Genomic DNA, 24949 nt, shown 5'->3' with positions numbered 1-24949 from the left:
CGTTCTACAGCGCGGCCGCCGGGTACACGCGTCGGCTGATCGCTACCGAGGCGGCGGGTTCCGGCAGCGGGAGCTGATCGGACACCTCGCCGAAGGTCACGGTGGCGGTGGACTCGGGGAGTGGGCCGCTGCCGTGGAAGCCCGACTTGGTGAGGATCTCCATCTGAACGGGTTTGCGTGCGAAGGTGAAGAACTCGGCGACGGCGTCGCTCACGTGCGGCGGCACCGCCTGTCCGGCGAGCCGAACGACCGGGTAGTCGGCGACGGGCGTCGGGCCCTTCGGTGTCACCGCAGCGACACGCGCCTTCTTGTCGTTCTTGGTGATCGCGTACAGCTGCTGCTCGGTGACGGCGACGGCGCGGACCGGTGCGTCGGACGGATCGGTGGTCTCGGCGATGGATCGGACGGCGGCATCGATGGAGCCGTCGCCCACCCTCGGCGGTGCCGACAACAGTTCGTCGATGGCGCCCTGCACGCCGCCGGACCGAACCTGCTTGTCGGTGAGCGGAGCCTTCGCCGACACCGTCGCGGCGGCCACGGCCTGCGTCATGAGCGCGGTCGCGTCGGATTGGGGTCCGTCCGGCATCGCGATGCGCATCGAGCCCCACGAACGGAGCCCGAAATCACCGAGCGACGCGGCACGGGTCTGAGCGGGGAGGTCCGCCCAGGCCAGACGCCCGTCGATGGCCTTCGCGAGTTCGGGCTCCATCGCCAGCCGCACCGGTGACGACACGAGTGACTCGGGGTTGCCCTGCAGCGCATCTGATTTGGCGACCTGGAGGGATGCCGCCCACACCGACGACTGCGGCACCCACGCGGCCGGGAATGCACCGTAGGTCTTCTGGTCCCACGTCTTGGCCGACAGGCCTTCCAGGGTGGCGCGCGCGTCCGCCGGCCGCACCTCGACGGTGATGCAGTGGTCACGCACGGCAGGCTTGGTCTTGTTGTAGTTCTCGGCGATCTGCTGCAGCCCGGGGGCGATGGCGGGGTCGGCGAGAACGGAGACGGTGGCCGGGCCCTCGAGACACGGGTTGGCGGCGACCGGCTCCTCGTCGATCCGATCACCCAGCTGACGCCACGCGGTGACCAGGCCCGCGATCAGGATCAGAGTGAGTGCCACCGCGATCAGCGGGCGACTGACGAAGTTCCTGCTGCGCCCATCGCTGTTGTGCTTTGCCACCGATCGTCCTCCTCCGGCGATTCGTGTCATGACCCGTCCCCGATGAGCCAGCGAGCCCGGACCGAGATCCGGTCCGGGCTCGGTGATCACACCTACTCGTGTATATCAGGCGTTGGCGGCCTTGTACTGGCGGCGCGCGGCGTGCAGCAGCGGTTCGGTGTAACCGCTCGGCTGGACCGCACCCTTGAGGATCAGGTCCTTCGCAGCCTGGAAGGCGATGTTGGTGTCGAAGTTCGGCGCCAACGGGCGGTAGCTCGCGTCGCCCGCGTTCTGGCGGTCGACGACGGGTGCCATGCGCTCCAGAGCGGCGACGACGTCGGCCTCGGTCACCACGCCGTGGCGGATCCAGTTCGCCAGATGCTGGCTCGAGATGCGCAGCGTGGCGCGATCCTCCATCAGTGCGATGTCGTGGATGTCCGGCACCTTGGAGCAGCCGACGCCCTGGTCGATCCACCGGACCACGTAGCCGAGGATCGACTGGCAGTTGTTGTCGAGCTCCTGCTGCTTCTCCTCATCGGTCCAGTTCGGATCCTTCGCGAGCGGGATCACGAGGATGTCGTCGACGTTGGCGGGGTCGCGCTTGGCGATCTCGTCCTGGCGCTCGAAGACGTCGACCTCGTGGTAGTGCAGCGCGTGCAGGGTCGCGGCGGTCGGCGACGGCACCCACGCGGTGTTGGCGCCGGCCTGCGGGTGACCGATCTTCTGCTTCAGCATGTCGGCCATCAGGTCCGGCATGGCCCACATGCCCTTGCCGATCTGCGCCTTGTGCTGCAGACCCGCGTGCAGACCGGTGTCGACGTTCGAGTCCTCGTACGCCGGGTACCAGCTCTGGCCCTTGATCTCGGCCTTGCGGACGAAAGGACCGGCCTCCATCGAGGTGTGGATCTCGTCGCCGGTGCGGTCCAGGAAGCCGGTGTTGATGAAGACGACGCGAGCGGACGCGGCCTTGATCGCGGCCTTCAGGTTCACCGAGGTGCGACGCTCCTCGTCCATGATGCCGACCTTGATGGTGTTTTCCGGCAGTCCGAGGACCTGCTCCACGCGACCGAAGAGTTCGCTGGTGAACGCGACCTCGTCGGGTCCGTGCATCTTCGGCTTCACGATGTAGATGGAACCGGTGCGCGAGTTCTGCAGGCCCTCGGCACTCATGCCGTGGATGCCGATCGCGGAGGTGATCAGGGCATCCATGATGCCCTCGGGCAGCTCGTTGCCGTCGGCGTCGAGGATGGCCGGGTTGGTCATCAGGTGACCGACGTTGCGGACGAACAGCAGGCTGCGGCCGTGCAGTTCCACCTGGCCGGAGCCGTCGGGAGCGGTGTAGACGCGGTTCGGGTTCAGCGTGCGGGTGAAGGTCTTGCCGCCCTTGCTGACCTCTTCGGCGAGGTCGCCGCGGTTCAGGCCCAGCCAGTTGTGGTAGCCGAGGACCTTGTCGTCGGCGTCGACAGCGGCGACCGAGTCCTCGAAGTCCATGATCGTCGTGACTGCCGACTCGACGACGACGTCCTTGACGCCGGCGGCGTCGGTGGAGCCGATCGGCGAGGTCGGGTCGATCTGGATGTCCAGGTGCAGGCCGTTGTGGCGGAGCAGGATCCCGGTCGGGGCCGAGGCCTCACCGGTGTAGCCGGCGAACGCGGTCGGATCGGCGAAGGTGGTGGTCTGTCCGTCGCCGAACGCGGCGACGACGGCGCCGTCGGCCACCGTGTACGAGGTCACATCGGCGTGGCTGCACTGCTCCAGCGGCACCGCCTTGTCGAGGAAGGCCTTGGCGAAAGCGATCACCTTGTCGCCGCGGACCTTGTTGTACGACGAACCCTTCTCGGCGCCGTCGGTCTCGGGGATGGCGTCGGTGCCGTACAGGGCGTCGTACAGCGAGCCCCAGCGGGCGTTGGACGCATTGAGGGCGAAGCGGGCGTTGAGAACCGGGACCACCAGCTGCGGGCCGGGGATGTCGGCGATCTCGGCGTCGACGCCGTCAGTGGTGATCTCGAAGTCCTCGGGGACCGGCACCAGGTAGCCGATCTCGGTCAGGAAGGCCTTGTATTCGGAGAACTCGTAGTCCTTGTGGTCGCGGAGCCAGGCATCGATCTTGTCCTGGAGCTCCTGACGGACGTCGAGGAGTTCGCGGTTGCGCGGCGCGAGGTCGTTGAACACGGCGGCTGCGCCCGCCCAGAACTTGTCGGCGTCTACGCCGGTGCCGGGAAGGGCTTCGTTGTTGACGAAGTTGTAGAGAACTTCGGCGACCTGCAGTCCGTTGACGTTGACGCGATCGGTCATGGCAACCTTTCCTTTGCGAGTGCGTTCATCGGGGAACATCGACGCGCGGGACGAGAATTCCGCGCGGCGTCTCCCACGATCATCCATGGTACCTGGGGTTACTGGCGAGTATTTATCGGAGGTCCGGGGTCTCGCCGGCTGCCGCGAGCAGATCTTCGCAGGTTGTGACCAGGACCTCACGGAGCTCTTGACCGCGTCGCGCGATCGCGGTCTGTTCGCGCACATACTGTGCGCGGCCGTCGGGCGTCTCGATCGGCACCGGTCGGTAGCCGTAGGACGACAGATCGTACGGGCTGGCTCGCATGTCGAGGGCGCGGGCGGTGAAGGCCAGTTCGAAGCACTCGGCGAGGAGGTCGCCGGGGATCAGCGGCGTCAACTTGAGGCAGTACCGGTACAGGTCCATGTTCGCGTGCAGGCACCCCGGTTGCTCGTTGGCGAGTGCGTCGGCCCGCGAGAGGGGAGTCGCGTTGAGCGGCACCGCGTCCTCGGTGAAGAACCGGAAGGCGTCGAAGTGGGTGCACCGGAGGGGATGCGCTTCGACGACGGCGTCGGTTCCCGCCGACCCGAGACGCAGCGGGACCTCGTGGCGCTTCTCACCGGTCCGGTAGACCATCGCCCACTCGTGCAGGCCGAAGCAGCTCAACCGCGGTGCACGCCCGGCGGTGGCGCGCTCCATGTCGAGGATCCAGCGGACCAGATGCAGGCGCGAGATCAGGTGTTCGCGGCTCACCCGTGCCGTGTCGCGGTCGTCGCACACGTAGCCCCGGAGCTCCCGGTAGCGGTGGGCCTGCGCCAGTGCGACGCCGTACCCCGGATGCCAGCGCATCACCTGACCGGGGCGGGCGGAGTAATAGGTGAACAGGAAGTCGATCACCGGGTGCTTGTCGCCGCGCCGGTGCGCGTCCAGGTACGGCGCGATCAGTGCCTCGATGCGATCGCGATGGGCTCGGGCGCGGGACTGCCAGTCCGGTCGAGCGAGGACGAGCTCGTCGACCATCAGATCCGATGCGTGGAGTCGCGGACGTCGCCGATGAAGGCCTCGGCGAGATCGGCCAGGGCCAGGACACCGAGGATCGTCCCGCCCTCGTCGACCACGGCGCCGAGGTGGGCGCTCGTGCGGCGCAGCACCACCGCGGCCTCGTCGAGCGGTGTGCTCCGGGGGATCTTCGGCAACGGGCGGATCTGGTCGATGCCGATGATCGTGTCCGGGCCGATCGCCTCGTCGAGGATGTCGTCGAGGACGTCCTTGATGTGCAGATAGCCGATGAACGAGCCGTCGAGCCCGCGTACCGGGAACCGCGAGTACCCGGTCTCACGGACCGCGCGCTCCACCGAACCCAGGCGCGGACCGAGGCCGCCGGTGGCGGCGTCGAGCTGGACCCGGACGCTGCGGATGCCGTCGAGCGGGATCATCAGCTCGGCCGCCGTCCGTTCCACGGTCTCCAACGCGCGGGTGAGGCGCTCGTGCTCGTCGGCGTCGAGGAGCCCGGTCTCCCGGGACTCGGAGATCATGTCGGCGAGCTCGCTCTCGTTGACCGTGGAGGTCAGCTCGTCCTTCGGCTCCACGCCGAAGACGCGGAGCAGGACATTGGCGAGCATGTTGTAGAACCAGATCAGCGGCTTCGCCAGGCGCATGAACTGCAGGTGCACCGGAACCACCAGCATCGCCACCGTCTCCGGTCCGGCCAGCGCGATGTTCTTCGGCACCATCTCGCCGAGCAGGATGTGCAGGATCACCACGATCGCCAGGCCGATGGCGAACGCGATGGGATGGAGCAGTTCGTCGGGGACGTGCGCCCAGTCCAGGGGCGCAGAGATCAGGTGCGCGATCGCCGGTTCGGCGACGCGGCCCAGAAGGATCGAGCAGATCGTGATGCCCAGCTGCGAGCCTGCGAGCATCAGCGACAGGTGCTCGGAGGCGTTGATGACGGTCCGCGCGCGCTTCTTACCGCTCTCCTCGAGGGCGGTGAGTCGGTCGCGACGCGCCGCGATCAGGGAGAACTCGGCGGCCACGAAGAATGCGTTGGCGGCGAGGAGGATCACCGCGAGGACCAGACCCCACCAGTCATTCATGGGTGGCCTCGTCTCCGTGGGCGACGGCCGTGCCGTCGATGATGGTCATCCACACCTTGTCGACGCGCCGCTGGTCCATCTGGACGACGGTCGCTCGCCAGCGCGGCTCGGGGCCGTCGAGCGGATTCTCGTTCGCGGTTTCGTGCAGCGGCAGGTCGATGATGTCTCCGGTCTCCGGAATGCGGCCGAGGCAGAACATGATCAGACCGCCCAGCGTCTCGTACGATCCCTCGGGCGCGCGGTAGCCGATGGCGGTCTGCACCTCGTCCAGGCGGAGCAGGCCGGAACAGCGGAAGCCGTTTCCGACGGGCGTCACATCGGATTCCTCCACATCGTGCTCGTCGGTCACGTTGCCGAGGATCTCCTCGACGATGTCCTCCGACGTCACCAGGCCCGCGGTGCCGCCGTACTCGTCGATCACCACGCACACCTCGAGTCCGTTCGACGAGATGCGGTCCATCAGTGAGTCGCTGTCGAGGCTGTCGGGGACGCGGGTCACCGGTCGCGCGAGGGAACGCAGCGAGGTGGTGGCCAGACTCTGCGGTGGCAGGGTGAAGGCCTGTTTGATGTGGACGACGCCGACCAGGTTGTCGAGGTCGCCGGCTTCGGCGATGAGGAACCGCGAGTGACCGGTGCGCGACGCCGCGGCGATCAGGTCGCGGACCGAGTCACCGGGTTCGAGCGACTCGATGCGGACCCGGGGGGTCATCAGGTCTTCGGCGGTGAGCTCGCCGAAGCGGAGGGACCGGTCGACGAGGGTGGCGGTGTCGGCGTCGAGCGAGCCGCGCAGCGCCGAGTTCCGGACCAGCGCCGCGAGTTCGGCCGCCGAGCGCGCCGAGCCGAGTTCCTCGGTGGGTTCGATGCCGAGCCTGCGGACCAGGGCGTTGGCGGTGCCGTTCAGTCCGTTGATCGCGTACTTGAAGAAGGTGGAGAACATCGCCAGCGGTGTCGCGGTGGCGCGGGCGACGCCCAACGGCTTCGCGATGGCGAGGTTCTTCGGCATCAGTTCGCCGAGCACCATCGACAGCGAGGTCGCGATGATCAGCGCCAGGGCCAGCGAGATGCCGGAGACGGCGCCCTCCGGGACCTTCATCGCGGTGAGCAGCGGATCGAAGATCCGGGCCAGGACCGGTTCGGCGATGTATCCGGTGACGAGCGTGGTGATCGTGATGCCGAGCTGCGCGCCGGAGAGCTGGAACGACAGCGTGCGATGTGCCTTCTCCACCGCGCGTGCACGTCGGTCACCGCGACGGGCGACATCGCCGGCGATCGTCGAACGTTCCAGTGCGGTCAGTGAGAACTCACCGGCGACGAACAGGGCGGTGCCGAGCGTCAGCGCGACGAAGCCGATCAGACTGAGGACGATGATGAGGATGTCCACCGCGGCCGGTCACCAACCGCCCGGAAGCGGGCGACCTTCCGCGAAGCCCGCGGCCGACTGCACGCCCAGGACCACCTTGTCGTGCAACTCCTCCAGGGTGGCGGCACCGGCGTAGGTGGCGGTGCTGCGCACCCCCGAACAGATGTGGTCGATCAGATCCTCGACGCCCGGCCGCTCGGGATCGATGCGGATCCGCGACGACGAGATGCCCTCCTCGAACAGGGCCTTCCGCGCTCGGTCGTAGGCGGAGTCGCCGGACGAGCGAGCGGCGACGGCGCGCTTGGAGGCCATGCCGAAACTGACCTTGTACTCGCCCTGGGCATCGGTGTGCAGGTCGCCGGGCGACTCGTATGTGCCGGCGAACCACGAACCGACCATGGCGTTGGACGCGCCCGCGGCGATCGCGAGGGCCACGTCGCGCGGATGGCGGATGCCGCCGTCGGCCCACACCGAGGCCCCGTGCTCGCGGGCGAGCGCCGCGCACTCGGCGACGGCGGAGAACTGGGGGCGACCCACGCCGGTCATCATCCGGGTGGTGCACATGGCGCCGGGGCCGACGCCGACCTTGATGATGTTCGCACCGGCGTTGATCAGGTCGAGCGCACCCTGTGCGGAGACCACGTTGCCTGCGGCGAGGGGAACGCCGAGGTCCGCGGCGGCGATCGCACCCAGGGCGGTGATCATCTTCTCCTGATGACCGTGGGCGGTGTCGACGACGAGGAGATCGGCGCCGGCGTCGACGAGCGCGCGGGCACGGGCGACGACGTCGCCGTTGATGCCGACGGCGGCGGCGATCCGCAGACGTCCCTGCGCGTCCACGTTCGGCTGGTAGATGCCCGCGCGCAGAGCGCCGAGCCGGGTGAGGACACCGGCGAGGCCACCCGTTTCATCGGTGAGCACCGCGAGGTCGGCGTTGGCGTCGACCAGGGCCTCGAACACGGCGTGCGGATCGGTGTCGGCAGGCAGGCTCACCGGAATCGGCGCGGCGGCCGACTCGAGGTCGGTGAAGAGATCGATCTCGTGGCCCGGGAGTGCTCGGGGGATCAGCCCGATGGGACGGTTCTCATTCAGAACCACCGCGTAGCCGTGCGACCGCTTGGGGATCAGCGCCTGGGCGTGTGCCATCACGTCGCCTGCGGCGAGCGTCACGGGCGTCTCCGCGATCAGATGGCGGGACTTGACGTAGGCGATGGTCTGGCGGGCCGCGTCGATCGGCACGTCCTGCGGCAGGACCACCAGACCGCCGCGACGGGCGACGGTCTCCGCCATCCGCTTCCCGGCGATCGCGGTCATGTTGGCGACCACGAGGGGAATGGTGGTCCCGGTGCCGTCAGAGGTCGACATGTCGACGTCGAAGCGGGAGGTGACGGCGGACCGATTCGGAACGATGAAGACATCGTCGTAGGTGAGGTCGTGATTCGGTGCGTGGCCGTCGAGGAATCGCACAGTGGGGCCCTTTCTCGTCGGAGCGTGTGCAGTGTGGTGCGAGGTCAGTGATGCGAGATCAGGCGCGTGAGCTCGGTCAGCCAGGGGATCGCGACGGCGAGGGTCGGGACGATGAGGATGGCCGCGGCGAGCGTGTACGCGGTGGCGGAGACCTGCCAGGTGGGCGCGAGGTAGCCGAGGCGCCGGACACGGACCAGGGTGGTGGGTCCGCCGACGGCCATGGCGCCGCGCGGCGCGGTGGCGTCGGCGCAGGCGACGAGCGCGCGTCCGACCGTGGTGGGGCTGGTGGCACGCGCGGCCTGGTCATCGGCGAGCGCTTCGGCGAGCAGTTCGACGGCACCGAGTGCGGACTTGGAGCGGACGAACCGCGGGAACGCCTCGTGCAGGGCGATGAACGCTTCGAGCACCAGGTCGTGGCGGGCGCGCAGGTGGGCGCGCTCGTGCTCGATGACGGCGGCGAGCTCGCGGTCGTCGAGCCGATTCAGGACGCCCTCGCTGAGGACCACGCGGCTGCGCAGGCCCGGAAGGCAGTAGGCGAGCGGATCGGGGACGTCGAGGATGCGGATGTCGCGGCCGGCTTCGCGGCTGCGACCCACGTTGTCGACGAGATCGATGAGGTTGCGGTGCGCGTTGCGGCGGGCTCGGGTGCGGATGCCGACGCGCAGCACCGTGTACATGAGGCGGGCGCCGATCACCAGGGTGACGACGAAGACGATGACGTACACACCCCAGAGGAACCAGCCGAGCCGGTGGATCTCCTCGACGGGATTGTTGGTGGGAGTTCCGTCGGCGCCCGGCGCGAGGAGATTTGCGGCGATCGCGAGACCCGTGCTGAACGCCGACAGGACTGCGGCGAGCGCGATGGACTGCCACAGTGCCATCGCGGCACGCGGCGCGTGCAGGGGCCAGGAGGCGCGGGAGAGGACTTCGGGAATCGGCCCGACCAATGCCACGGTGAGGATGCCGAACAGCAGTGCGGTCATCGGCCTTCCTCTGTGTTCAGGACGTCAGTCGCGGGTCGGGACAGTCAACGATGGGTGGAGCGGGTGGATTCGAGTTCGTCGAGGGCTTCGCGGAGGGCGGCGGCCTCGTCGGCGCCGACTCGGCCGACGAAGGAGACGAGCGCAGCGTGCCGCGAGCCGGGAGCGTCGGCGGAACTGAGCGCGTCGACCATCAGCTTCGCGACGAGATCTTCGCGCGGCGAGGTGGCCGTGTACTGGTGGGCGCGGTCGTCGCGGATCTGGGTGACGAGCCCCTTCTTCGTGAGCCGCTGCAGGACGGTCATCACCGTCGTGTACGCCAGGCTCCGAGATCTGGACAACTCGGCGTGGACTTGACGCACCGTCTGCGGTGTCGCCGAAGCCCACAGCGTGTCCATCACCGCACGCTCGAGGTCGCCCAATCCGTTCATCTTCTTCATTCTACGTCGACTCCCAGTTTTCTCAGCTTCGGGTGTGTAATCCCGTGTCCCGGTGACTCTCGTCCCGCTCGCGTCAGTGCAACGAACGACAGACGCACGGTGTTCCCGGACGGGGTTGACACGTCACTAAGGTTAGCCTATGTTCAGTATCAAGGATCGCGTGAGAGTCCTGAGGGCTGCAGAGACCCCCGATCCGTGACAATGGCCCCCGCGCTCGGCGATGAGCGCGGGGGCCATTGGCTTGCCCGTCCGGGTTGTCGATATGTTCCCATCATGGAAAACGTTGCAGCATCCGTGGATGCGAAGCAGGCGCGCGGCCTCGACAAGCTCCTCGGTTTCACCATCACGGTCGCCACCGGAGACCGGGTCGAGGGCACCCTGGACATCGCCGCCATCCACCACCAGCCCTTCGGCATCACGCACGGCGGCGTGTACTGCGCCCTGGCAGAGAGCGCGGCCAGCGTGAGCGCGTTCTGCTGGCTGCAGGAGACCGGTATCGGCGGGTCCGCGGTGGGCGTCAACAACAACACCGACTTCCTCCGGTCGGTCTCGAGCGGCGTCCTCACCGTCACGACCACCCCGATCCACCGCGGCCGTCGTCAGCAGCTGTGGCAGATCGACATGGTCGACGCCGACGGCAAGCTGGCCGCCCAGTCGCGAGTCCGCCTGCAGAACATCGAGATGCCTGCTCTCCCGGACGCCTGATCGACCCTCGAACGACAGCATCCGCGTAGTCCGCCGTCGGAAGCCTGGTTCTGAACCACGCTTGTGACGGTGAACTACGCGGATGCGTCGTCTGGGCGGTCAGCCGGCGTTGTCGGCCTGCTTGTCGTCGGCCTCGCCGTCGCCCTGTGCTTCGGCCCGGGCGGCCTCGGCCACCCGCAGCCGTTCCAGGTACGACAGCTCCGTGAGCGCGGACCGCGCGTACACCTGCTGCTCGGTCACCGCCAACTGGGTCCGACCGCGAGTCGAGAACGCGAAGAACCAGTTGATGAAGGTGTTGAGGCGGTTGCGGAAGCCGACCATGTACACCAGGTGCAGGGCCAGCCAGCCGAGCCACGCCAGGTAGCCCTCGGTCTCGAACTTCTTCTTGGTGAAGGGGATCGGCACCTGCATCACGGCGCTGAAGCGCGACACCGTCGCCATCGAGCCCTTGTCCCAGTAGCTGAACGGCTTGCGCTGCTCCGGGGTCTGGCCCTTCTTCATCTCAGCCAGGATCGCGTCGGCGGCGTACCGGCCGCCCTGGATCGCACCCTGCGCGACGCCGGGGACGCCGTCGACGGCCATCATGTCGCCCACGACGAAGACGTTGGAATGGCCGGGGATCGTCAGGTCCGGTCCCACCTTCACGCGGCCCGCGCGGTCGAGTTCGGTCTCGGACTGGTCGGCGAGGACCTTGCCCAGCGAGCTGGCCTGCACGCCGGCAGACCACACCTTGCACTGGCTCTCGATGCGCTCGACGGTCCCGTCCTGGTACTTGACCGAGAGGCCGTCGTAGTCGAGGTCGGTCACCATGGCGCCGAGGCGGACGTCGACGCCCAGCTTCTCCAGGCGTCGCTTGGCCTTCTGACCGAGCTTCGGGCCGAAGGGTGCGAGGACTGCGGGGGCGGCGTCGAGCAGGATGACGCGCGACTGCGTGGAGTCGATGTTCCGGAAGGTGCCCTTCAGAGTGATGTCGCTCATCTCGGCGATCTGACCGGCCATCTCCACACCGGTCGGACCCGCACCGATCACCACGAAGGTCAGCAGCTTGGCCTGCTCCTCCGGATCGTCCGAGAGCTCTGCCTGCTCGAAAGCGCCGAGGATGCGGCCGCGCAGCTCCAGCGCGTGGTCGATGGTCTTCATGCCGGGGGCGTACTCGGCGAAGTGATCGTTGCCGAAGTACGACTGATCGGCGCCTGCGGCGACGATGAGATCGTCGTACGGGGTCTCGGTGACGCGCTCCAGCAGCTGCGAGCGGACGGTCTGATTCTTCAGATCGATGTCGAAGACCTCGCCGAGCAGGACGCTGGCGTTCTTCTGGTCACGGAGGATCACGCGGGTCGCCGGAGCGATCTCACCTTCGGCGATGATGCCGGTCGCGACCTGGTACAGCATCGGCTGGAAGAGATGGTGGGTGGTCTTGGCGATCAGCGTGACGTCGACATCGGCCTTCTTGAGGCGCTGCGCGGCGAACAGGCCACCGAAACCCGAGCCGATGATGACCACCTGACGGCGGCGACGCAGGCTCGTGGCAGGGCTGCTGGTCATTGAGTAACTCCTGAATTCTGTTCTCGTGACGAAGGTGCGTGGTCGGCGGCCAGGGCCGTGACGAGGATTATCGCCGTTCCGGCACCGGTACACCCGGCTTTCTACGGTAGTCCGATGACCTCAGGCGGGCATCCCGACGGTGCCGGGATCACCGCGACGGTGATGTCGGCCCGTCGCGGCATGCCTGCCCGGAACCCGGTTGCGCACCCAATCGTTCCTCACGAGTTCGTATTCCACATCCTGTCCGGTGAATCCGTCGTCGAACTGTTCGCGGCGCAGTCCCTCGGTGGCCAGGCGCATGCCCAGCTTCTGCATGACGCGTTGGGAACGGATGTTGTCGGGATGGGTGCTCGCGAAGACGCGACCGGTGTCGGTGGTGGTGAAGGCGAGGTCGATCAGCGCGCGTGCGGCCTCGGTCGCGAGACCGCGATGCCACGACTCCCGCGCCAGCCGGTAGCTGAGCTCCAGTTCGGGGACGGCGGAATGCCGGGGGAGCCGCAGCCACACCCAGCCGGCCATCCGTTCGGTCCGGCGGTCGAACGCCAGCCACAGTCCGGTTCCGTGCTCGCGGAACTGGGCCTGCGACCGAGGGATCACCCAGTCGACGATCGACGAGAGCGGAGTCGCCTCACCGCCGGACACGAAGCGCATCACCTCGGGGTCTGCATCGAGGGTGCGGAGCAGTGCGGCGTCGGCCGGCGCCACGGGGCGCAGTCGAAGTCGTCGGGTGCCGATGTCCACCCGCCGAGTCTAACGGCGGCTCCCCGCGGAATCGGGGGACGCGGCCCGGCCGCGTCGGGATCCCCGGCTCGGTGGAATGTCCGACCGCAGCGATAGGGTGCAGCCATGTCGGAGAACTCGTCGATGATCGAGATCCAGTTGCGGTGGGGCGACATGGATCCCCTCAACCACATCAACAACGTGCAGTTCGCGCGGATTTTCGAAGAGGCGCGTGTGCGGGCGATGCACCAGTGGTTCGGGAATCGCGAGCGGGGCTTCGCGTTCTTCATCGCACGGCAGGAGATCGAGTTCGTCCGTCCGCTGCTGTACAGCGACCGGCCGGCCACCGTCGAGATCTGGATCTCGCGGATCGGCGGGAAGTCGTTCGACTACGCGTACCGCCTGCGGTCGGCCGAGGGCGAACTGTCTGCACTGGCCGAGACCACGTGCACGACCGTCGATTTCGCTACCGGCAGGCCGGTCGCCGTACCCGATGAGCTCGCGGGCTTCCTGCGGGAGCACACCGGAGACGAAGTGGAACTGCGTCGTCGCCGCTGACCTGCCCGCGACGATCGAGACAGCGGATTCGGGTGTGAGAAGAGGGGAGTCGTCGCCGTGTTGACAGTGCACCGTGCCGAGGACGTGCATCGGCTGGTCGACGTCCTGGCCCAGAGCCTTGCGGTCCCGCTCCGCGATCCCATGCAGACGGAGGTCGTGGCGGTTCCCGAACGCGGCGTCGAACGGTGGCTGCGTCAGCAGCTGTCCCTGCGACTCGGCACCGGGTCCGGCTCGGGGAGTGTCGACGGGATCGCGGCCAACATCGCCTTCGACTCGCCGCGTTCGCTGCTGCGGCAGGTGATCGACGGCGTCTCCGTCGATCCCGACGCCGCCGAGAGCTGGTTCGCGGACCAGCTGCGATGGCCCGTGCTCCGGGTCCTCGACGCCCACCTCGACGATCCGCACCTGCGCGTGCTGGCCGCCCACCTCGGACACGGTGAGACGGGCGCCGACAAACGCGGCCGCCGCCTCGCCACGGCGTCGACGATCGCGGGACTCTTCAGCGCATACGGGTGGCAGCGTCCGACGATGATCGCCGAATGGGCGGCCGGACACGACACCGACGGCACCGGCACGGAGCTCGCCGAGCACCTGCGGTGGCAACCGTGGCTGTGGCGTCTGGTCCGCGACGACGTCGGCCACCCGCACCTGGCGGAGGACCTCGGCGCGGTGCTCGACCGGTTGCGGAGCGATCCCGGTGTCGTCGATCTCCCTGAGCGGCTGGCTCTGTTCGGTGCCACTCGGATTCCGCAGACTCTCCGGGAAGTGCTCGAAGCCCTGTCCGACACCCGCGAGGTCGGGCTGTACCTGCCGCATCCGTCGCCGACGCTCTGGGACCGGGTGCACGACGCCGCTCCGGGCGCAGGCGTGCTGGCACGGTCGAACCGGGCCGTGCTGCGACCGAGTCACCCGCTGCTGGCGAGTCTGTCGCGCGACGTCCAGGAACTCCACGAGGTCCTCGCCCCGGCGATCGGAGCGTCCCTTCACCATTCGTCGTCGAAGACGGCAGCGGAGACCCTCCTGAGCACGGTGCAGGACGGCATTCGCCGTGACGAGCTCGCCCCGGCCGGTGGCGTGACGGCCGACGGCAGCCTCGAAGTGCACGCCTGCCACGGGCCCGCACGGCAGGTGGAGGTCCTCCGCGACCGCCTGCTGCACCTCTTCGACGCCGACCCCACGCTCGAACCCCGCGACGTCCTCATCATGTGCCCCGACGTCGAGACCTTCGCACCGCTGATCGGCGGTGCCTTCGGCCAGGCGGGCATGGGCGGCGATCACCCGGCGTTCACCCTGCGCGTTCGCCTCGCCGATCGCGGAATCCGCACTCAGAACGGCGTCCTCGACGTGGTCGCGCGGGTGCTCGACCTCGCCGCGGGCCGTGTCCGCGCAGGCGACCTCCTCGATCTGGTCGCGGCCGAACCGGTCCGTCGCCGGTTCGGGTTCAGCGACGACGACGTCGACGCGCTGACCGGCTGGGTGCAGCGGTCGGGTGTGCGGTGGGGCGTCGACGACGCCCAACGGCAGCGCTTCGGCCTCGGCGGCTTCCCCCAGGGCACCGTGCAGACCGGCCTGGACCGGATCCTCCTCGGCGTGGTCGCCGAGGAATCGGAGAACGAGTGGCTCGCGACCGCCCTGCCGCTGTCGGGCATCGACTCCACCGACACCGACCTCGCCGGCCGCTTCGCCGAATTCGCGGGCCGCCTCAGCGACCTCCTCGACGCCGTCGCCAGACGCCATGCGACCGGTGCGTGGGCGGAGTTGTTGATCCGCACGGTGGACCTGCTCACCGACACCGACTCCGACACCCAGTGGCAGCGGAGCCAGGCCGTCGGCATGATCACCGACGCCCTCACGATTCCCGACGGTGCCGCCGAGTCGGAACTCGAACTCGCCGACCTCCGCGACCTGATGGGGCAACTGCTCCGGGCACGGCCGACCCGCTCCAACTTCTGCACCGGTGAACTCACCGTCTGCACCATGGTGCCGATGCGCGCGGTCCCGCACCGGGTGATCGCGATACTCGGCATGGACAGCGGTGCGTACCCGAGGGCCGGAACCGTCGACGGTGACGACATCCTCCAGGTGACGCCGATGGTCGGCGAACGCAGCGTCCGAGACGAGGACCGTCAGGTGTTCCTCGACGCGATCTGCGCCGCCACGGACAACCTGCTCGTCTTCTACACCGGAGCCGACGCCCTCACCGGCACCCGGACACCGCCGGCGACCGTCGTCAGCGAACTGCTCGACACCGCGCGCACGGTGCTCGACGTGGACGCCGACCGTGCGAATCCGGTGCTGATGCGGCACACCCTGCACGCCTTCGACGAGGACAACTTCGTCGACGCCGACGGCGGACCGTTCAGCTACGACCGCGGGCTGCTGCCCGCAGCGCGGGCATTGAGCGCTCTCACTCGCACCCGGGATCGGGGCCCGCGGCCGCCGGTCATCTCCGACGAGACGCTGCCGCCCGCCGACGTCTCCGGAGACGTCGACCTCGACGATCTCATCACCTTCCTGTCCGCGCCCGTGGAGGGCTATGCCCGACAGCGGCTCGGTGTGGGCCTCCCCGACGACGCCGACGAGCACTCCGACGAACTCGCGGTGAACCTCGACGGCCTGGAGCGGTGGGGCGTCGGCAACCGCTTCCTCGCGGCTCTGCTCGCCGGCGACGACCCGGCCGCGGCGCAGGGTGCCGAGTTCCGTCGCGGGTCGCTGCCGCCGTTCGCGTTCGGCGCCCGCGAGTTCGCCCCGATCCGCGACAAGGCGCAGGCCGTGGCCACCGCAGCCCACGGCTACCGCAGCGACTCCGCCGATGCCGTCGATGTCCGCGTCGTGCTGCCGGGCGGTCGGCGGTTGAACGGTACGGTCGGCGAGATCTTCTCGGGCAGGCTGGTGCCCGTCAGTTATTCGCGGCTCGCTCCCAAGCACCGCCTCGCCGCCTGGATCCGCCTCCTTGCGATCGCCGCCGGATCCGATCACGAGGTGTCGGAGGCCATCGTCATCGGCAGCGCCTCGGGGCACTACCCGTCGGCCAAGGTCAGTCGTCTGCACGCGCCGTCGAACGCCGCGGACCTGCTGGGCGTCCTGGTCACTCTCCGCGATGCAGGACTCTCGTCGCCGGTCGGCCTCACCCTCGACGCGGCCGGTGCCGCCGCCGCCGAATTCAATCGCACCGGCAAGGACACCACGGCGCTGCAACGTGCGGGATGGGCCTACAAGAAGTCGTATGCGGATCCGAACCGCTACGCGGGACTGGTCTTTCACGGTGACCCCGACGCCGACGTCGCGTTCGACACCCTGACCGCCGCGGTGCCGACCGTCGAGGCGATGGCACCCGCGGCGGGGTGGCTGCCCGGCGCCGACGACACCGCCATGTACGTCCGCCTCGCGGCCGCCCTGTTCGGACCGCTGCTGCAGAACGAGGAGGACCGATGACCGACCCCCGATCGGCCGCATCCGGTGACGACGCATTCGATCTGACCGGTCCGCTCCCGGAACGGACCCTGGTCCTCGAAGCCAGCGCCGGAACGGGCAAGACGTACGCGATCGTCGCACTCGCCGTCCGCTACATCGCCGACGGCGTGCCGGTGTCGGACCTGCTGATGGCGACCTTCTCGAATGCCGCCTCGGCCGAACTCCGCGACCGGACGCACTCGCGCCTCACCGAGTGCGTCGCCGCCCTCGCCGATCCGGTGGCGGCGCGCGCCTCCGGCGACGACCTCGTCGCGTTCCTCGCCGCCGCCGACCCCGACTCGGTGGATCTGCGACGGCAACGGCTGGGCGACGCCCTGTCGGACTTCGACGCCGCCACCGTGGCGACCACGCACACCTTCTGCAATCGGATGCTCGCGGCGCTCGGCTTCCTCGGCGGGCGGCAGCAGCAGTTCCCGATCGTCGAGAACGTCGACGACATGGTCGCCGAACTGGCGCGCGACGCCTACCTGGCACGCTTCGCCGGCGACCCGGACTCGGCACCGCCCTACGAGGACGCCGAACGGATCGCGATCGCCGCCGTCCGCGACCCGGCGGCCACGCTGGCGCCGAACCGGGAGGACGAGCGCACCGAGGAGTCCGACATCCGGGTGTGGATCGCGGAACAGGCGCGCAAGCACACCGCGGTCCGCAAGCGGCTCGCTCGGCTCCGCACCTACGACGACCTCCAGCAGGCACTGTTCGAGATCGTGACCGACCCGGTCATCGGCGAGGAGGCGTGCCGCCGGATCCGAGCGCAGTTCTCCGCGGTCCTCATCGACGAGTTCCAGGACACCGACCCGCAGCAGTGGGCGATCGTCAAACTGTGCTTCCACGGTCACCTGCCGCTGGTGCTGGTCGGCGATCCGAAGCAGTCGATCTACGCATTCCGTGGCGCGGAGGTGCTCAGTTACCTGAACGCCGTCGAGTCGGCATCGGATCAGCGGCGGCTCACCGTGAACTGGCGCTCGGACGAGGCGGTCGTCGACGGCCTCGGCGTCCTGTTCGACGGGGCGACACTCGGTCACCCCCGCATCGCCTACCACCCGGTGCGCGCGGAGCACGCGGGCTCGCGGATCCACGGGGCGCCCGCCGTCCGGATCCGGGCGTTCCTGCGCCGGGACTTCACGGCCACCACCCAGGACGGGACCGCGCCGCTGATCGGGCCCGTCCGCGAGCGGGTCACCGAGGACGTCGCCAACGACATCGCCCGGGTCCTCGGCAGCGGCACCCTGATCGACGACGGTGACGGCGAGCGTCCGGTGAAGCCCGGCGACATCGCAGTCCTGTTGCGGGCCAACAAGACCGTCGCGCCGCTGCAACGCGCCCTGGCCGCACGCGGGGTGGCGTCGGTCGTCACCTCGGGAACGTCGATCTTCGCGACGCCCGCGGCCCGCTACTGGTGGTACGTCCTGGCCGCCATCGAGAGTCCGTCGCGGCAGCCGCGCGTCCGGTTGGCCGCGCTGACCCCGATCATCGGCCTCACTGCGCAGACCCTGGAACACCAGGGCGACACCGGTGTCGGCACCTTGTCCGGCACGCTCGCCGAGCTGGGGCGGATCTTCGCCGCCGGCGGCTTCGCGCCGATGGCCGCACGGCTCTTCGCCGAGTTCCGCACGGCCGAACGTCTCCTCGGGTTCGACGGCGGCGAGCGCCTGATGACCGACGTCCTGCAGCTGTCCGAACTGTGCAATCGACGTGCCGTCGACACGTCCGGCGGTGTCACCTCGTTGGTCGAGTGGCTCGGCGGCCAGATCCAGGACAGCGCCGGATGGGGACAGCAGCGGGACGCCACCCGCCGGCTGGACCGGGACACCGAGGCCGTCCAGATCATGACCGTCCATGCCAGCAAGGGGCTCGAGTTCCCGATCGTCTACGTGCCGTTCGGGTGGGACGGTGCCAGTCATCCGAATCCGCAGACCTTCCTGTTCCACGAGGACGACCAGGCGCGCTACCTGGACGTCGGCGGCAAACAGGCGCGCGGATACCACCGTCGCGACCACCGATCACGTACCGAGAACGCGGGCGAGGACCTGCGGCTGCTGTACGTCGCCGTCACCCGAGCCAGCAGCCAGGTGGTGCTGTGGTGGACGCCGAGCACCGCCACGGCCCGGGGCGCGCTGCACCGGCTCCTGTTCACCATCGGTGACCGCCGGATCGCCGCGCGATCGGGAACCGTCTCGCCCATTCCGGACACCGTGCCGATGCTGTCCGAGGACGGCGAGTGCGTGAGCGTGCTGAAGGCGATCGCTGCGTGCAGTCCGGCGATCGCGCTGGAGCCGGCGGGCGACCGCACGCTGGTCCGATGGCGTGCCGCCGACGGCGAGGAGGCCGCACCGGCCCTGGACGTCTCGACCTTCGGTCGGACCATCGATCGGCAGTGGCGACGGACCTCCTACTCGGCGATCGTCGCGGCAGCCCATGCCGCCGTGCACGCCGAGGCACCGAGGCCTGCGTCGATCGTCGAGAGTGGAAGCGAACCGGAGGACGTCCTGCGTCCCGACGAGCCGGACGACGTCGCCGCCGTGACAGACGGGCAGGGGGCCGGCGGGGGTGGCGATGCGACCGGCGTCGAAGGGATGCCGTCGCTGATGAACGGGCTGCCGTACGGTGCGGGCTTCGGCACCCTGGTCCACGAGGTTCTCGAGCACGTCGACACCTCGTCCGCCGACATCGACGCCCACATCCTCGACATGTGCCGGCAGGGTGCCGTCGCGGTCGGGGCCGACATCGACGTCGAGGCTCTCGCCCGCGCTCTCGTCGGCGTGCTCACCACACCGCTGGGCTTCGGTGATCTCTGGAGCGTGAAGCCGAAGGACCGCCTCGCGGAGATGGACTTCGAACTTCCGCTGTCCGCAGCAGCGGGCGGATTCGGTCTCGACGAAGTCGGCGACCTGCTCGCTGCCCACCTGCCCGCCGACGACCCCCTCGCACCGTACGCGGACCTGGTGCGAGCGGTGTCCGCCGACCGGTTCAGCGGCTACCTGACCGGCAGCGTCGACTCGATCCTGCGGCTGCCGGACGGCCGCTTCGTCGTCGTCGACTACAAGACCAACCGGCTCCGAGCCGGAGACCTGTCGGTGGAGGACTTCACCCGCGAGTCGATGGCCGCCGAGATGATGACCGCGCACTACCCGCTGCAGGCGCTGCTCTACTCGGTCGCGCTGCACCGCTACCTGCGGTGGCGTCTCGCCGACTACGACCCGACCCGCCACCTCGGCCCGGTTCAATACCACTTCGTCCGCGGCATGGCAGGACCGTCGACGCCGCCCGGCTGCGGCGTATTCCAGTGGGATCTGCCGCCCGCGCTCACCGTCGCGATGTCGGAGCTGCTCGCCGCCCACGGCCGAGCCCACGGAGAGGGGAACGCGCGATGACTGCGACCGACGATCGGGGCGCGCAGCGGGTGGCCCGCGGCGACGACCGGCTGACCCCGTTCAATCGCGCAGGCGTGCTCAACGCCGCCGACGTGCACGTCGCACGACGGGTCGCAGCACTGTCCGGAGCACCCGTCGACGACGACGTCCTGCTCGCCACCGCACTCGCGGTCCGTGCCGTCCGGACGGGATCGACGTGCGTGGAGCTCGACAGCATCGCCGAGATCGCGCCGGTCGTCGCCGACGCCGAACCGCTGCAATGGCCCGACCCGACCGCACTCCGGGACGCCGTCGCGTCGTCGCACCTGGTGCTCGGCTGCCCGTCCGGGCCGTTGCGGCCGCTCGCCCTCGCCGACTCCGACGACGGCCCGCTCCTCTACCTGCGCAAGTACTTCCGGCAGGAGCAGAGCATCAGGACCATCCTCGACGCGCGGGCCGCGGGCCGTCCCGAGGTGGACGCCCAGATCCTCGCGGCCGCACTCGACACCGCCTTCGGGGACGGCGACACCGGTGGCTACGACCGCCAGCGCGCCGCGGCCGCCCTCGCCGCCACCTCGTGGACCACCGTCCTCGCGGGCGGTCCCGGCACCGGAAAGACGTACACCGTCGCCCGCATCCTCGCGGTGATGGAGGCACTCTTCGACGGCGATCTCCGCATCGGGCTGTGCGCACCGACCGGCCGCGCGGCCGCGCAGCTGCAGACGGCGATCGGCGAGTACCGTCGCGAACACCAGACCCTGCGCAGCGAGCCCGCCGCCGTCACCGTCCACCGCCTGCTCGGCTCCCGACCCGACGGAACCTTCCTGCGCGGCTCGGCCAATCGGCTGCCGTTCGACGTCGTCGTCGTCGACGAGACCTCGATGCTGCCGGTGACGATGATGTGCCGACTGCTCGAATCGCTCCGGTCCGACACCCGTCTGATCCTGGTCGGCGACCCACACCAGTTGGTGTCCGTGGAGGCCGGTGCCGTCCTCGCAGACCTCGTTGATCGGGATCCGTCCACCGGGGCGTCCGCCGAACTGCCGCAGGCGTTCGCCGACGTCACGGATCTGCCGACCGCCGACTTCGACGTCGCGGAACAGGCGTCGCTCGCCCGCGGCGTCATCACCCTACGCCGCGGCCATCGCTACGGCGACCGCATCGGCGAGATCGCCGAAGCCGTCAACACCGGTGACGCCGACCGGGTCCTGGAACTGATCGGCCACGGCCCCGACACCACCCATCCGGTCCGCCTGATCGACCTCGACGATGCCGACGCGGTGCGCGGAGAAGCGGTCGGCTGGGCGGGGGCCCTGCGGTCGGCGGCCCTCGCAGGCGACGCCCGCGCCGCGGTCACGGCGCTGCGTGGACACCGAGTGCTGTGCGCCCACCGCGACGGCCCCTACGGGGTCGGCGGCTGGTCCCGGACGGTGACAGGCTGGATCACTGACGACCTGGGCGGCCCGCCCGCCGGCGTCGGCTGGTACGCGGGGGAACCGCTGCTCGTGACCGCCAATGATCGCGCGCAGGGCGTGTACAACGGTGACTCCGGCGTCGTCATCGTCGACCCCGAAGGCGACGGTACGAGTCTCGCCGCAGTCTTCGAACGAGGCCACGAGATCAAGAAGCTGCACCCGAGTCAGTTGGCCGACGCCGTCCCCGTCTACGCGATGACCATTCACCGCAGCCAGGGCAGCCAGTTCGCCACGGTGACGGTCGTCCTGCCGCCGCCCGACGCCGAACTGCTGACCCGAGAACTCCTCTACACCGCGATCACCCGCGCCGAACGCGAGGTCACGATCATCGGGACCCCGGACGCGCTGCGCGCCGCGGTCGCCCGTCGGGTCGCCCGCGCCTCGGGCCTGCGCACGAACCTGGTCGAGGTGGGGCCTCGCTGATCGAGTGAGCGCATCGACTTCGGACTGGCAGTTCCCACGCTGATCGAGTGAGCGTGCGAGCGTAGCGAGCCTGCGCATCGAGATCGGACCCGGGCCGGGTCGTGAGCACCGCCCCGGGCGCGCGGTCGGAATTCGGCCGCTACACCAGTTCCGCGCCGCCCGGAACCAGGTCGCGGCGCAGATAGGCCTCGGTGCGGAGGAACAGCCGCTGCTGCTCGGCGGGGAGCGCGGCGAAGTCCTGCATCGAGGCGCTGCGTGCCATCTCGGTCTCGTGACAGACGATGGCGCGGATCTTGCATCCGATGCAGTCGTCGACGCCGACGGTCACGTCGATCAGGTCGGCGTGCGTGCCGTCGATCGGCAGGTGCGAGGCGTTGGCGAGGAAGGGTCGCAACTCGGCGACGGTGCTCATCGGCATGGTGATGAAATACAGCGACGACGTCTGCCACGGCTCGCCGAGCTCCGGGTGGTAAGCGGCCACGGCGGCGGCGTCGGCCGCGGCGCAGGCGAGGCGGTTGGCGTGGATGTGGTCGGGATGGCCGTACATGCCGTAGGCGTCGTACGTGACGATGATCTGGGGCTTGAGTTCACGGATGTGCGCCACCAGGGCGGCCACCTGCTCGTCGAACGGTGCCAGGATGAACGACGCCGCGCCGGGCGCCGACTCGGGGACGAAGCTGTCGGCGTAGCCGAGCATGATCGGCTCGCGGGCGAGGCCCAGTTGTCGGGCAGCGTTGACCAGTTCGCCGTGGCGGGTGGTGCCGCGAACCCAGGTGCAGGTGACGAGGGACACCTCGGCGCCGGCCCGCGCCAGGCGTGCCATGGTGCCGCCGGTCCACAACGATTCATCGTCGGGATGGGCGTGAACGAAGAGCGCACGTGCGGTGCCAGACACGCTCCTCACAGTACGCGTCGGGCGACCGGTAAACTCGTCGGCGCAAAATCATCCCGACATTTCGGTTTCACGATGAGGAGTCATTGCGTTGACCTCGCAGGTATTTGAGTTCCAGGCACAGGCACGTCAGCTGCTGGATCTGATGGTTCACTCCATCTACTCGAACAAGGACAGCTTTCTCCGGGAGCTGATCTCGAACGCGTCGGACGCCGTCGACAAACTCCGTCTGGAAGGTCTCCGGGACAAGGACCTCGACGCCGACATCTCCGACCTCCACATCCGGCTGACGCCGGACTCCGAGGCCCGGACCCTGACCGTCTCCGACAACGGCATCGGCATGACCCGCGACGAGGTGATCGAGCTGATCGGCACCGTCGCGAAGTCCGGCACCGACGAGCTCCGACAGAAGCTCGCCGAGAAGGATCCTGCGGACGCGGGCGACCTGATCGGCCAGTTCGGCATCGGCTTCTACTCGGTGTTCATGGTCGCCGACAGGGTGGAGCTGGTGACCCGTAAGGCGGGGGAGACCGTCGGCACCCGCTGGGAGTCGACCGGCGACGGCACGTACACCCTCGACGAGGTGGCCGACGCCCCGCAGGGCACCGCGATCACGCTGTCGCTGAAGCCGGTGGACGAGGACGACGCCGTCAACGACTACGCCGACCAGAACGTGCTGCGTCGGCTGGTGAAGAAGTACTCGGACTTCATCTCTTGGCCCATCCGGATGACCGTCGTCAAGAGTGTCCCGGGTGAGCCGGGCGAGGACGGCGAGACCCCCGAGCCGACCGTCGAGGAGGCCGACGAGACGCTCAACTCGCAGAAGGCGCTGTGGGCCAAGTCGTCGTCGGAGGTCTCCAAGGAGGAGTACGCCGAGTTCTACCGGCACATCTCCCACGCCTGGGACGAGCCGCTCGAGACCATCACCCTGCACGCCGAGGGCACCTTCGAGTACCAGGCGCTGCTGTTCATCCCTACGCAGGCGCCGTTCGACCTGTTCATGCGGGAACGCAGCACCGGCATCCACCTGTACGTGAAGCGCGTCTTCATCATGGACGACGCCGCCGAGCTCATGCCCGAGTACCTGCGCTTCGTCCAGGGCGTCGTCGACGCGGCCGATCTGTCGCTGAACGTCTCCCGCGAGATCCTGCAGCAGGACCGCCAGATCCGCGCCATCCGCCGTCGCCTCGTCAAGAAGGTCATCTCGTCGGTGCAGGAACTGCAGGACCGGCGTCCCGAGGACTACCAGACCTTCTGGGCCAACTTCGGCCGCGTGTTCAAGGAAGGCCTGATCAACGATCACGACAACGCCAAGGCCATCCTGAAGGCGTCGGTGTTCGCGTCGACAGCCAGCGAGACCGAGCCCACCACGCTCGTCGACTACATCTCGCGGATGAAGGCCGACCAGGACGTCATCTACTACATGACGGGCGAGTCGCGGACGCAGATCGAGCGGTCGCCGCACCTGGAGGCGTTCCGCGCCAAGGGCATCGAGGTCCTGCTGCTGTCGGACCCGGTCGACGAGGTGTGGGTCTCGTCGGGGCTCGACTTCGAGGACAAGCAGCTGGTGTCGATCGCCAAGGGCGTCGTCGACCTCGACGGCGACGATGCCGACGTCGACGAGGAGGCCAAGACCAAGCAGCAGGAGCAGTTCGCGCCGCTGCTGACCTGGATGGGCGAGACGCTGACCGACGAGGTCACCGAGGTCCGCCTCAGCTCGCGCCTGACCGAGTCGGCTGCCTGCCTGGTGGGCGACGCGTTCTCGATGACGCCGCAGCTGGAGAAGCTGTACCGCGCCTCCGGTCAGCCGGTGCCGCACTCCAAGCGGATCCTGGAGCTGAACCCCGACAACGCGCTGGTCACCGCACTGGTCGGCAAGTTCGACGCGGAGAGCGACGATCACGCCGACCTGGAGTCCACCGCCAAGCTGGTCTACGCCTCCGCGGTCCTCGCCGAGGGCGGCGATTTGGAGGATCCGGCCGAGGTCGCGAAGCTGCTCGCCGATGCCCTGACCAAGAATCTCGGCTGAT

At 69.1% G+C, this 24949-nt stretch carries 17 protein-coding genes; 6 read left to right on the top strand and 11 right to left on the bottom strand.

The genetic code is table 11. The annotated features are described in order from the left end of the window. Nucleotides 1–4 precede the first annotated feature (4 nt). The 8 genes from ACH46_RS11225 to ACH46_RS11190 all read right to left on the bottom strand — a co-directional run bounded on the left by ACH46_RS11225 (nucleotide 5) and on the right by ACH46_RS11190 (nucleotide 9774). A complete protein-coding gene (locus ACH46_RS11225; protein ID WP_062395277.1) occupies nucleotides 5–1180 on the bottom strand; it encodes a type 2 periplasmic-binding domain-containing protein in 1176 nt (391 codons plus the stop codon). A 105-nt stretch (nucleotides 1181–1285) separates the two neighbouring features. Beyond that, a complete protein-coding gene (locus tag ACH46_RS11220) occupies nucleotides 1286–3454 on the bottom strand; it encodes a malate synthase G (RefSeq protein WP_062392970.1) in 2169 nt (722 codons plus the stop codon). Nucleotides 3455–3566: 112 nt separating this feature from the next. After that, nucleotides 3567–4451 (bottom strand): hypothetical protein, encoded by an 885-nt coding sequence (locus ACH46_RS11215; RefSeq protein ID WP_062392969.1) that lies wholly within the window; start codon nucleotides 4449–4451, stop codon nucleotides 3567–3569. Further along, complete coding sequence (locus tag ACH46_RS11210) at nucleotides 4451–5527, bottom strand: hemolysin family protein (protein ID WP_062392968.1); 1077 nt, start codon at nucleotides 5525–5527, stop codon at nucleotides 4451–4453. The genes ACH46_RS11215 and ACH46_RS11210 overlap by 1 nt, the downstream gene beginning before the upstream one ends. Beyond that, entirely contained in the window at nucleotides 5520–6908 is a 1389-nt protein-coding gene (locus tag ACH46_RS11205; protein ID WP_062392967.1) for a hemolysin family protein, read from the bottom strand. Before ACH46_RS11205 ends, ACH46_RS11210 begins: the two co-directional genes overlap by 8 nt. A 9-nt stretch (nucleotides 6909–6917) precedes the next feature. Next, nucleotides 6918–8354 (bottom strand): GMP reductase, encoded by a 1437-nt coding sequence (gene guaB1, locus ACH46_RS11200; protein WP_062392966.1) that lies wholly within the window; start codon nucleotides 8352–8354, stop codon nucleotides 6918–6920. A gap of 44 nt (nucleotides 8355–8398) precedes the next feature. Continuing rightward, nucleotides 8399–9337 carry a M56 family metallopeptidase gene (locus ACH46_RS11195; protein WP_062392965.1) on the bottom strand — a complete coding sequence of 313 codons (939 nt, stop codon included), beginning with the start codon at nucleotides 9335–9337 and terminating at the stop codon, nucleotides 8399–8401. A 44-nt stretch (nucleotides 9338–9381) separates the two neighbouring features. Beyond that, the gene (locus ACH46_RS11190) at nucleotides 9382–9774 is read right to left on the bottom strand and encodes a BlaI/MecI/CopY family transcriptional regulator (RefSeq protein ID WP_062392964.1); all 393 of its coding nucleotides are present in this window, start codon (nucleotides 9772–9774) and stop codon (nucleotides 9382–9384) included. A gap of 273 nt (nucleotides 9775–10047) precedes the next feature. Between ACH46_RS11190 and ACH46_RS11185 the strand changes: the two genes are divergently transcribed. Beyond that, nucleotides 10048–10479 carry a PaaI family thioesterase gene (locus ACH46_RS11185; RefSeq protein ID WP_062392963.1) on the top strand — a complete coding sequence of 144 codons (432 nt, stop codon included), beginning with the start codon at nucleotides 10048–10050 and terminating at the stop codon, nucleotides 10477–10479. Between the two features lie 99 nt (nucleotides 10480–10578). Here ACH46_RS11185 and ACH46_RS11180 read toward each other — a convergent pair whose 3' ends face one another. Further along, nucleotides 10579–12024, bottom strand: coding sequence for an NAD(P)/FAD-dependent oxidoreductase (locus ACH46_RS11180; RefSeq protein WP_062392962.1), 1446 nt, complete (start codon nucleotides 12022–12024; stop codon nucleotides 10579–10581). A 120-nt stretch (nucleotides 12025–12144) separates the two neighbouring features. Beyond that, nucleotides 12145–12765 (bottom strand): GNAT family N-acetyltransferase, encoded by a 621-nt coding sequence (locus ACH46_RS11175; RefSeq protein ID WP_062392961.1) that lies wholly within the window; start codon nucleotides 12763–12765, stop codon nucleotides 12145–12147. Nucleotides 12766–12870: 105 nt separating this feature from the next. On the opposite strand from ACH46_RS11175, the gene ACH46_RS11170 reads away from it, so the two are divergent. The 4 genes from ACH46_RS11170 to recD are packed head-to-tail and all read left to right on the top strand — an operon-like array spanning nucleotide 12871 to nucleotide 22027. Further along, entirely contained in the window at nucleotides 12871–13302 is a 432-nt protein-coding gene (locus tag ACH46_RS11170; protein WP_062392960.1) for an acyl-CoA thioesterase, read from the top strand. Between the two features lie 57 nt (nucleotides 13303–13359). Beyond that, complete coding sequence (recC, locus tag ACH46_RS11165; protein ID WP_062392959.1) at nucleotides 13360–16737, top strand: exodeoxyribonuclease V subunit gamma; 3378 nt, start codon at nucleotides 13360–13362, stop codon at nucleotides 16735–16737. Further along, nucleotides 16734–20150: a UvrD-helicase domain-containing protein gene (locus tag ACH46_RS11160; protein WP_062392958.1), complete on the top strand. Its 3417-nt coding sequence runs from the start codon at nucleotides 16734–16736 to the stop codon at nucleotides 20148–20150. Before recC ends, ACH46_RS11160 begins: the two co-directional genes overlap by 4 nt. Then, on the top strand, nucleotides 20147–22027 hold the full coding sequence (recD, locus tag ACH46_RS11155; protein ID WP_062392957.1) for an exodeoxyribonuclease V subunit alpha: 1881 nt from the start codon (nucleotides 20147–20149) through the stop codon (nucleotides 22025–22027). Before ACH46_RS11160 ends, recD begins: the two co-directional genes overlap by 4 nt. A gap of 139 nt (nucleotides 22028–22166) precedes the next feature. Here the strand turns inward: recD and ACH46_RS11150 are convergent, their stop codons facing one another. Further along, the gene (locus ACH46_RS11150) at nucleotides 22167–22931 is read right to left on the bottom strand and encodes a PIG-L family deacetylase (RefSeq protein WP_082399606.1); all 765 of its coding nucleotides are present in this window, start codon (nucleotides 22929–22931) and stop codon (nucleotides 22167–22169) included. A 73-nt stretch (nucleotides 22932–23004) separates the two neighbouring features. Here ACH46_RS11150 and htpG point away from each other — a divergent pair, with 73 nt between their 5' ends. Next, nucleotides 23005–24948, top strand: coding sequence for a molecular chaperone HtpG (gene htpG, locus ACH46_RS11145; RefSeq protein ID WP_062392955.1), 1944 nt, complete (start codon nucleotides 23005–23007; stop codon nucleotides 24946–24948). Nucleotide 24949: the final 1 nt, after the last annotated feature.

Source organism: Gordonia phthalatica (assembly GCF_001305675.1).
GTDB classification, from domain to species: Bacteria; Actinomycetota; Actinomycetes; order Mycobacteriales; family Mycobacteriaceae; genus Gordonia; species Gordonia phthalatica.
The sequence above is the reverse complement of the archived record's forward strand: the minus strand, read 5'-3'. Positions and strand labels throughout refer to the sequence as shown.

Bases quoted from the DNA above. Each gene is read 5' to 3' on its own strand.
- ACH46_RS11170 (WP_062392960.1), top strand. From the start codon at position 12,871: ATGTCGGAGAACTCGTCGATGATCGAGATCCAGTTGCGGTGGGGCGAC.
- ACH46_RS11210 (WP_062392968.1), bottom strand. From the start codon at position 5,527: ATGAATGACTGGTGGGGTCTGGTCCTCGCGGTGATCCTCCTCGCCGCC.
- ACH46_RS11220 (WP_062392970.1), bottom strand. From the start codon at position 3,454: ATGACCGATCGCGTCAACGTCAACGGACTGCAGGTCGCCGAAGTTCTC.
- recD (WP_062392957.1), top strand. From the start codon at position 20,147: ATGACTGCGACCGACGATCGGGGCGCGCAGCGGGTGGCCCGCGGCGAC.
- ACH46_RS11160 (WP_062392958.1), top strand. From the start codon at position 16,734: ATGACCGACCCCCGATCGGCCGCATCCGGTGACGACGCATTCGATCTG.
- ACH46_RS11190 (WP_062392964.1), bottom strand. From the start codon at position 9,774: ATGAAGAAGATGAACGGATTGGGCGACCTCGAGCGTGCGGTGATGGAC.
- ACH46_RS11180 (WP_062392962.1), bottom strand. From the start codon at position 12,024: ATGACCAGCAGCCCTGCCACGAGCCTGCGTCGCCGCCGTCAGGTGGTC.
- ACH46_RS11195 (WP_062392965.1), bottom strand. From the start codon at position 9,337: ATGACCGCACTGCTGTTCGGCATCCTCACCGTGGCATTGGTCGGGCCG.
- ACH46_RS11185 (WP_062392963.1), top strand. From the start codon at position 10,048: ATGGAAAACGTTGCAGCATCCGTGGATGCGAAGCAGGCGCGCGGCCTC.
- ACH46_RS11215 (WP_062392969.1), bottom strand. From the start codon at position 4,451: ATGGTCGACGAGCTCGTCCTCGCTCGACCGGACTGGCAGTCCCGCGCC.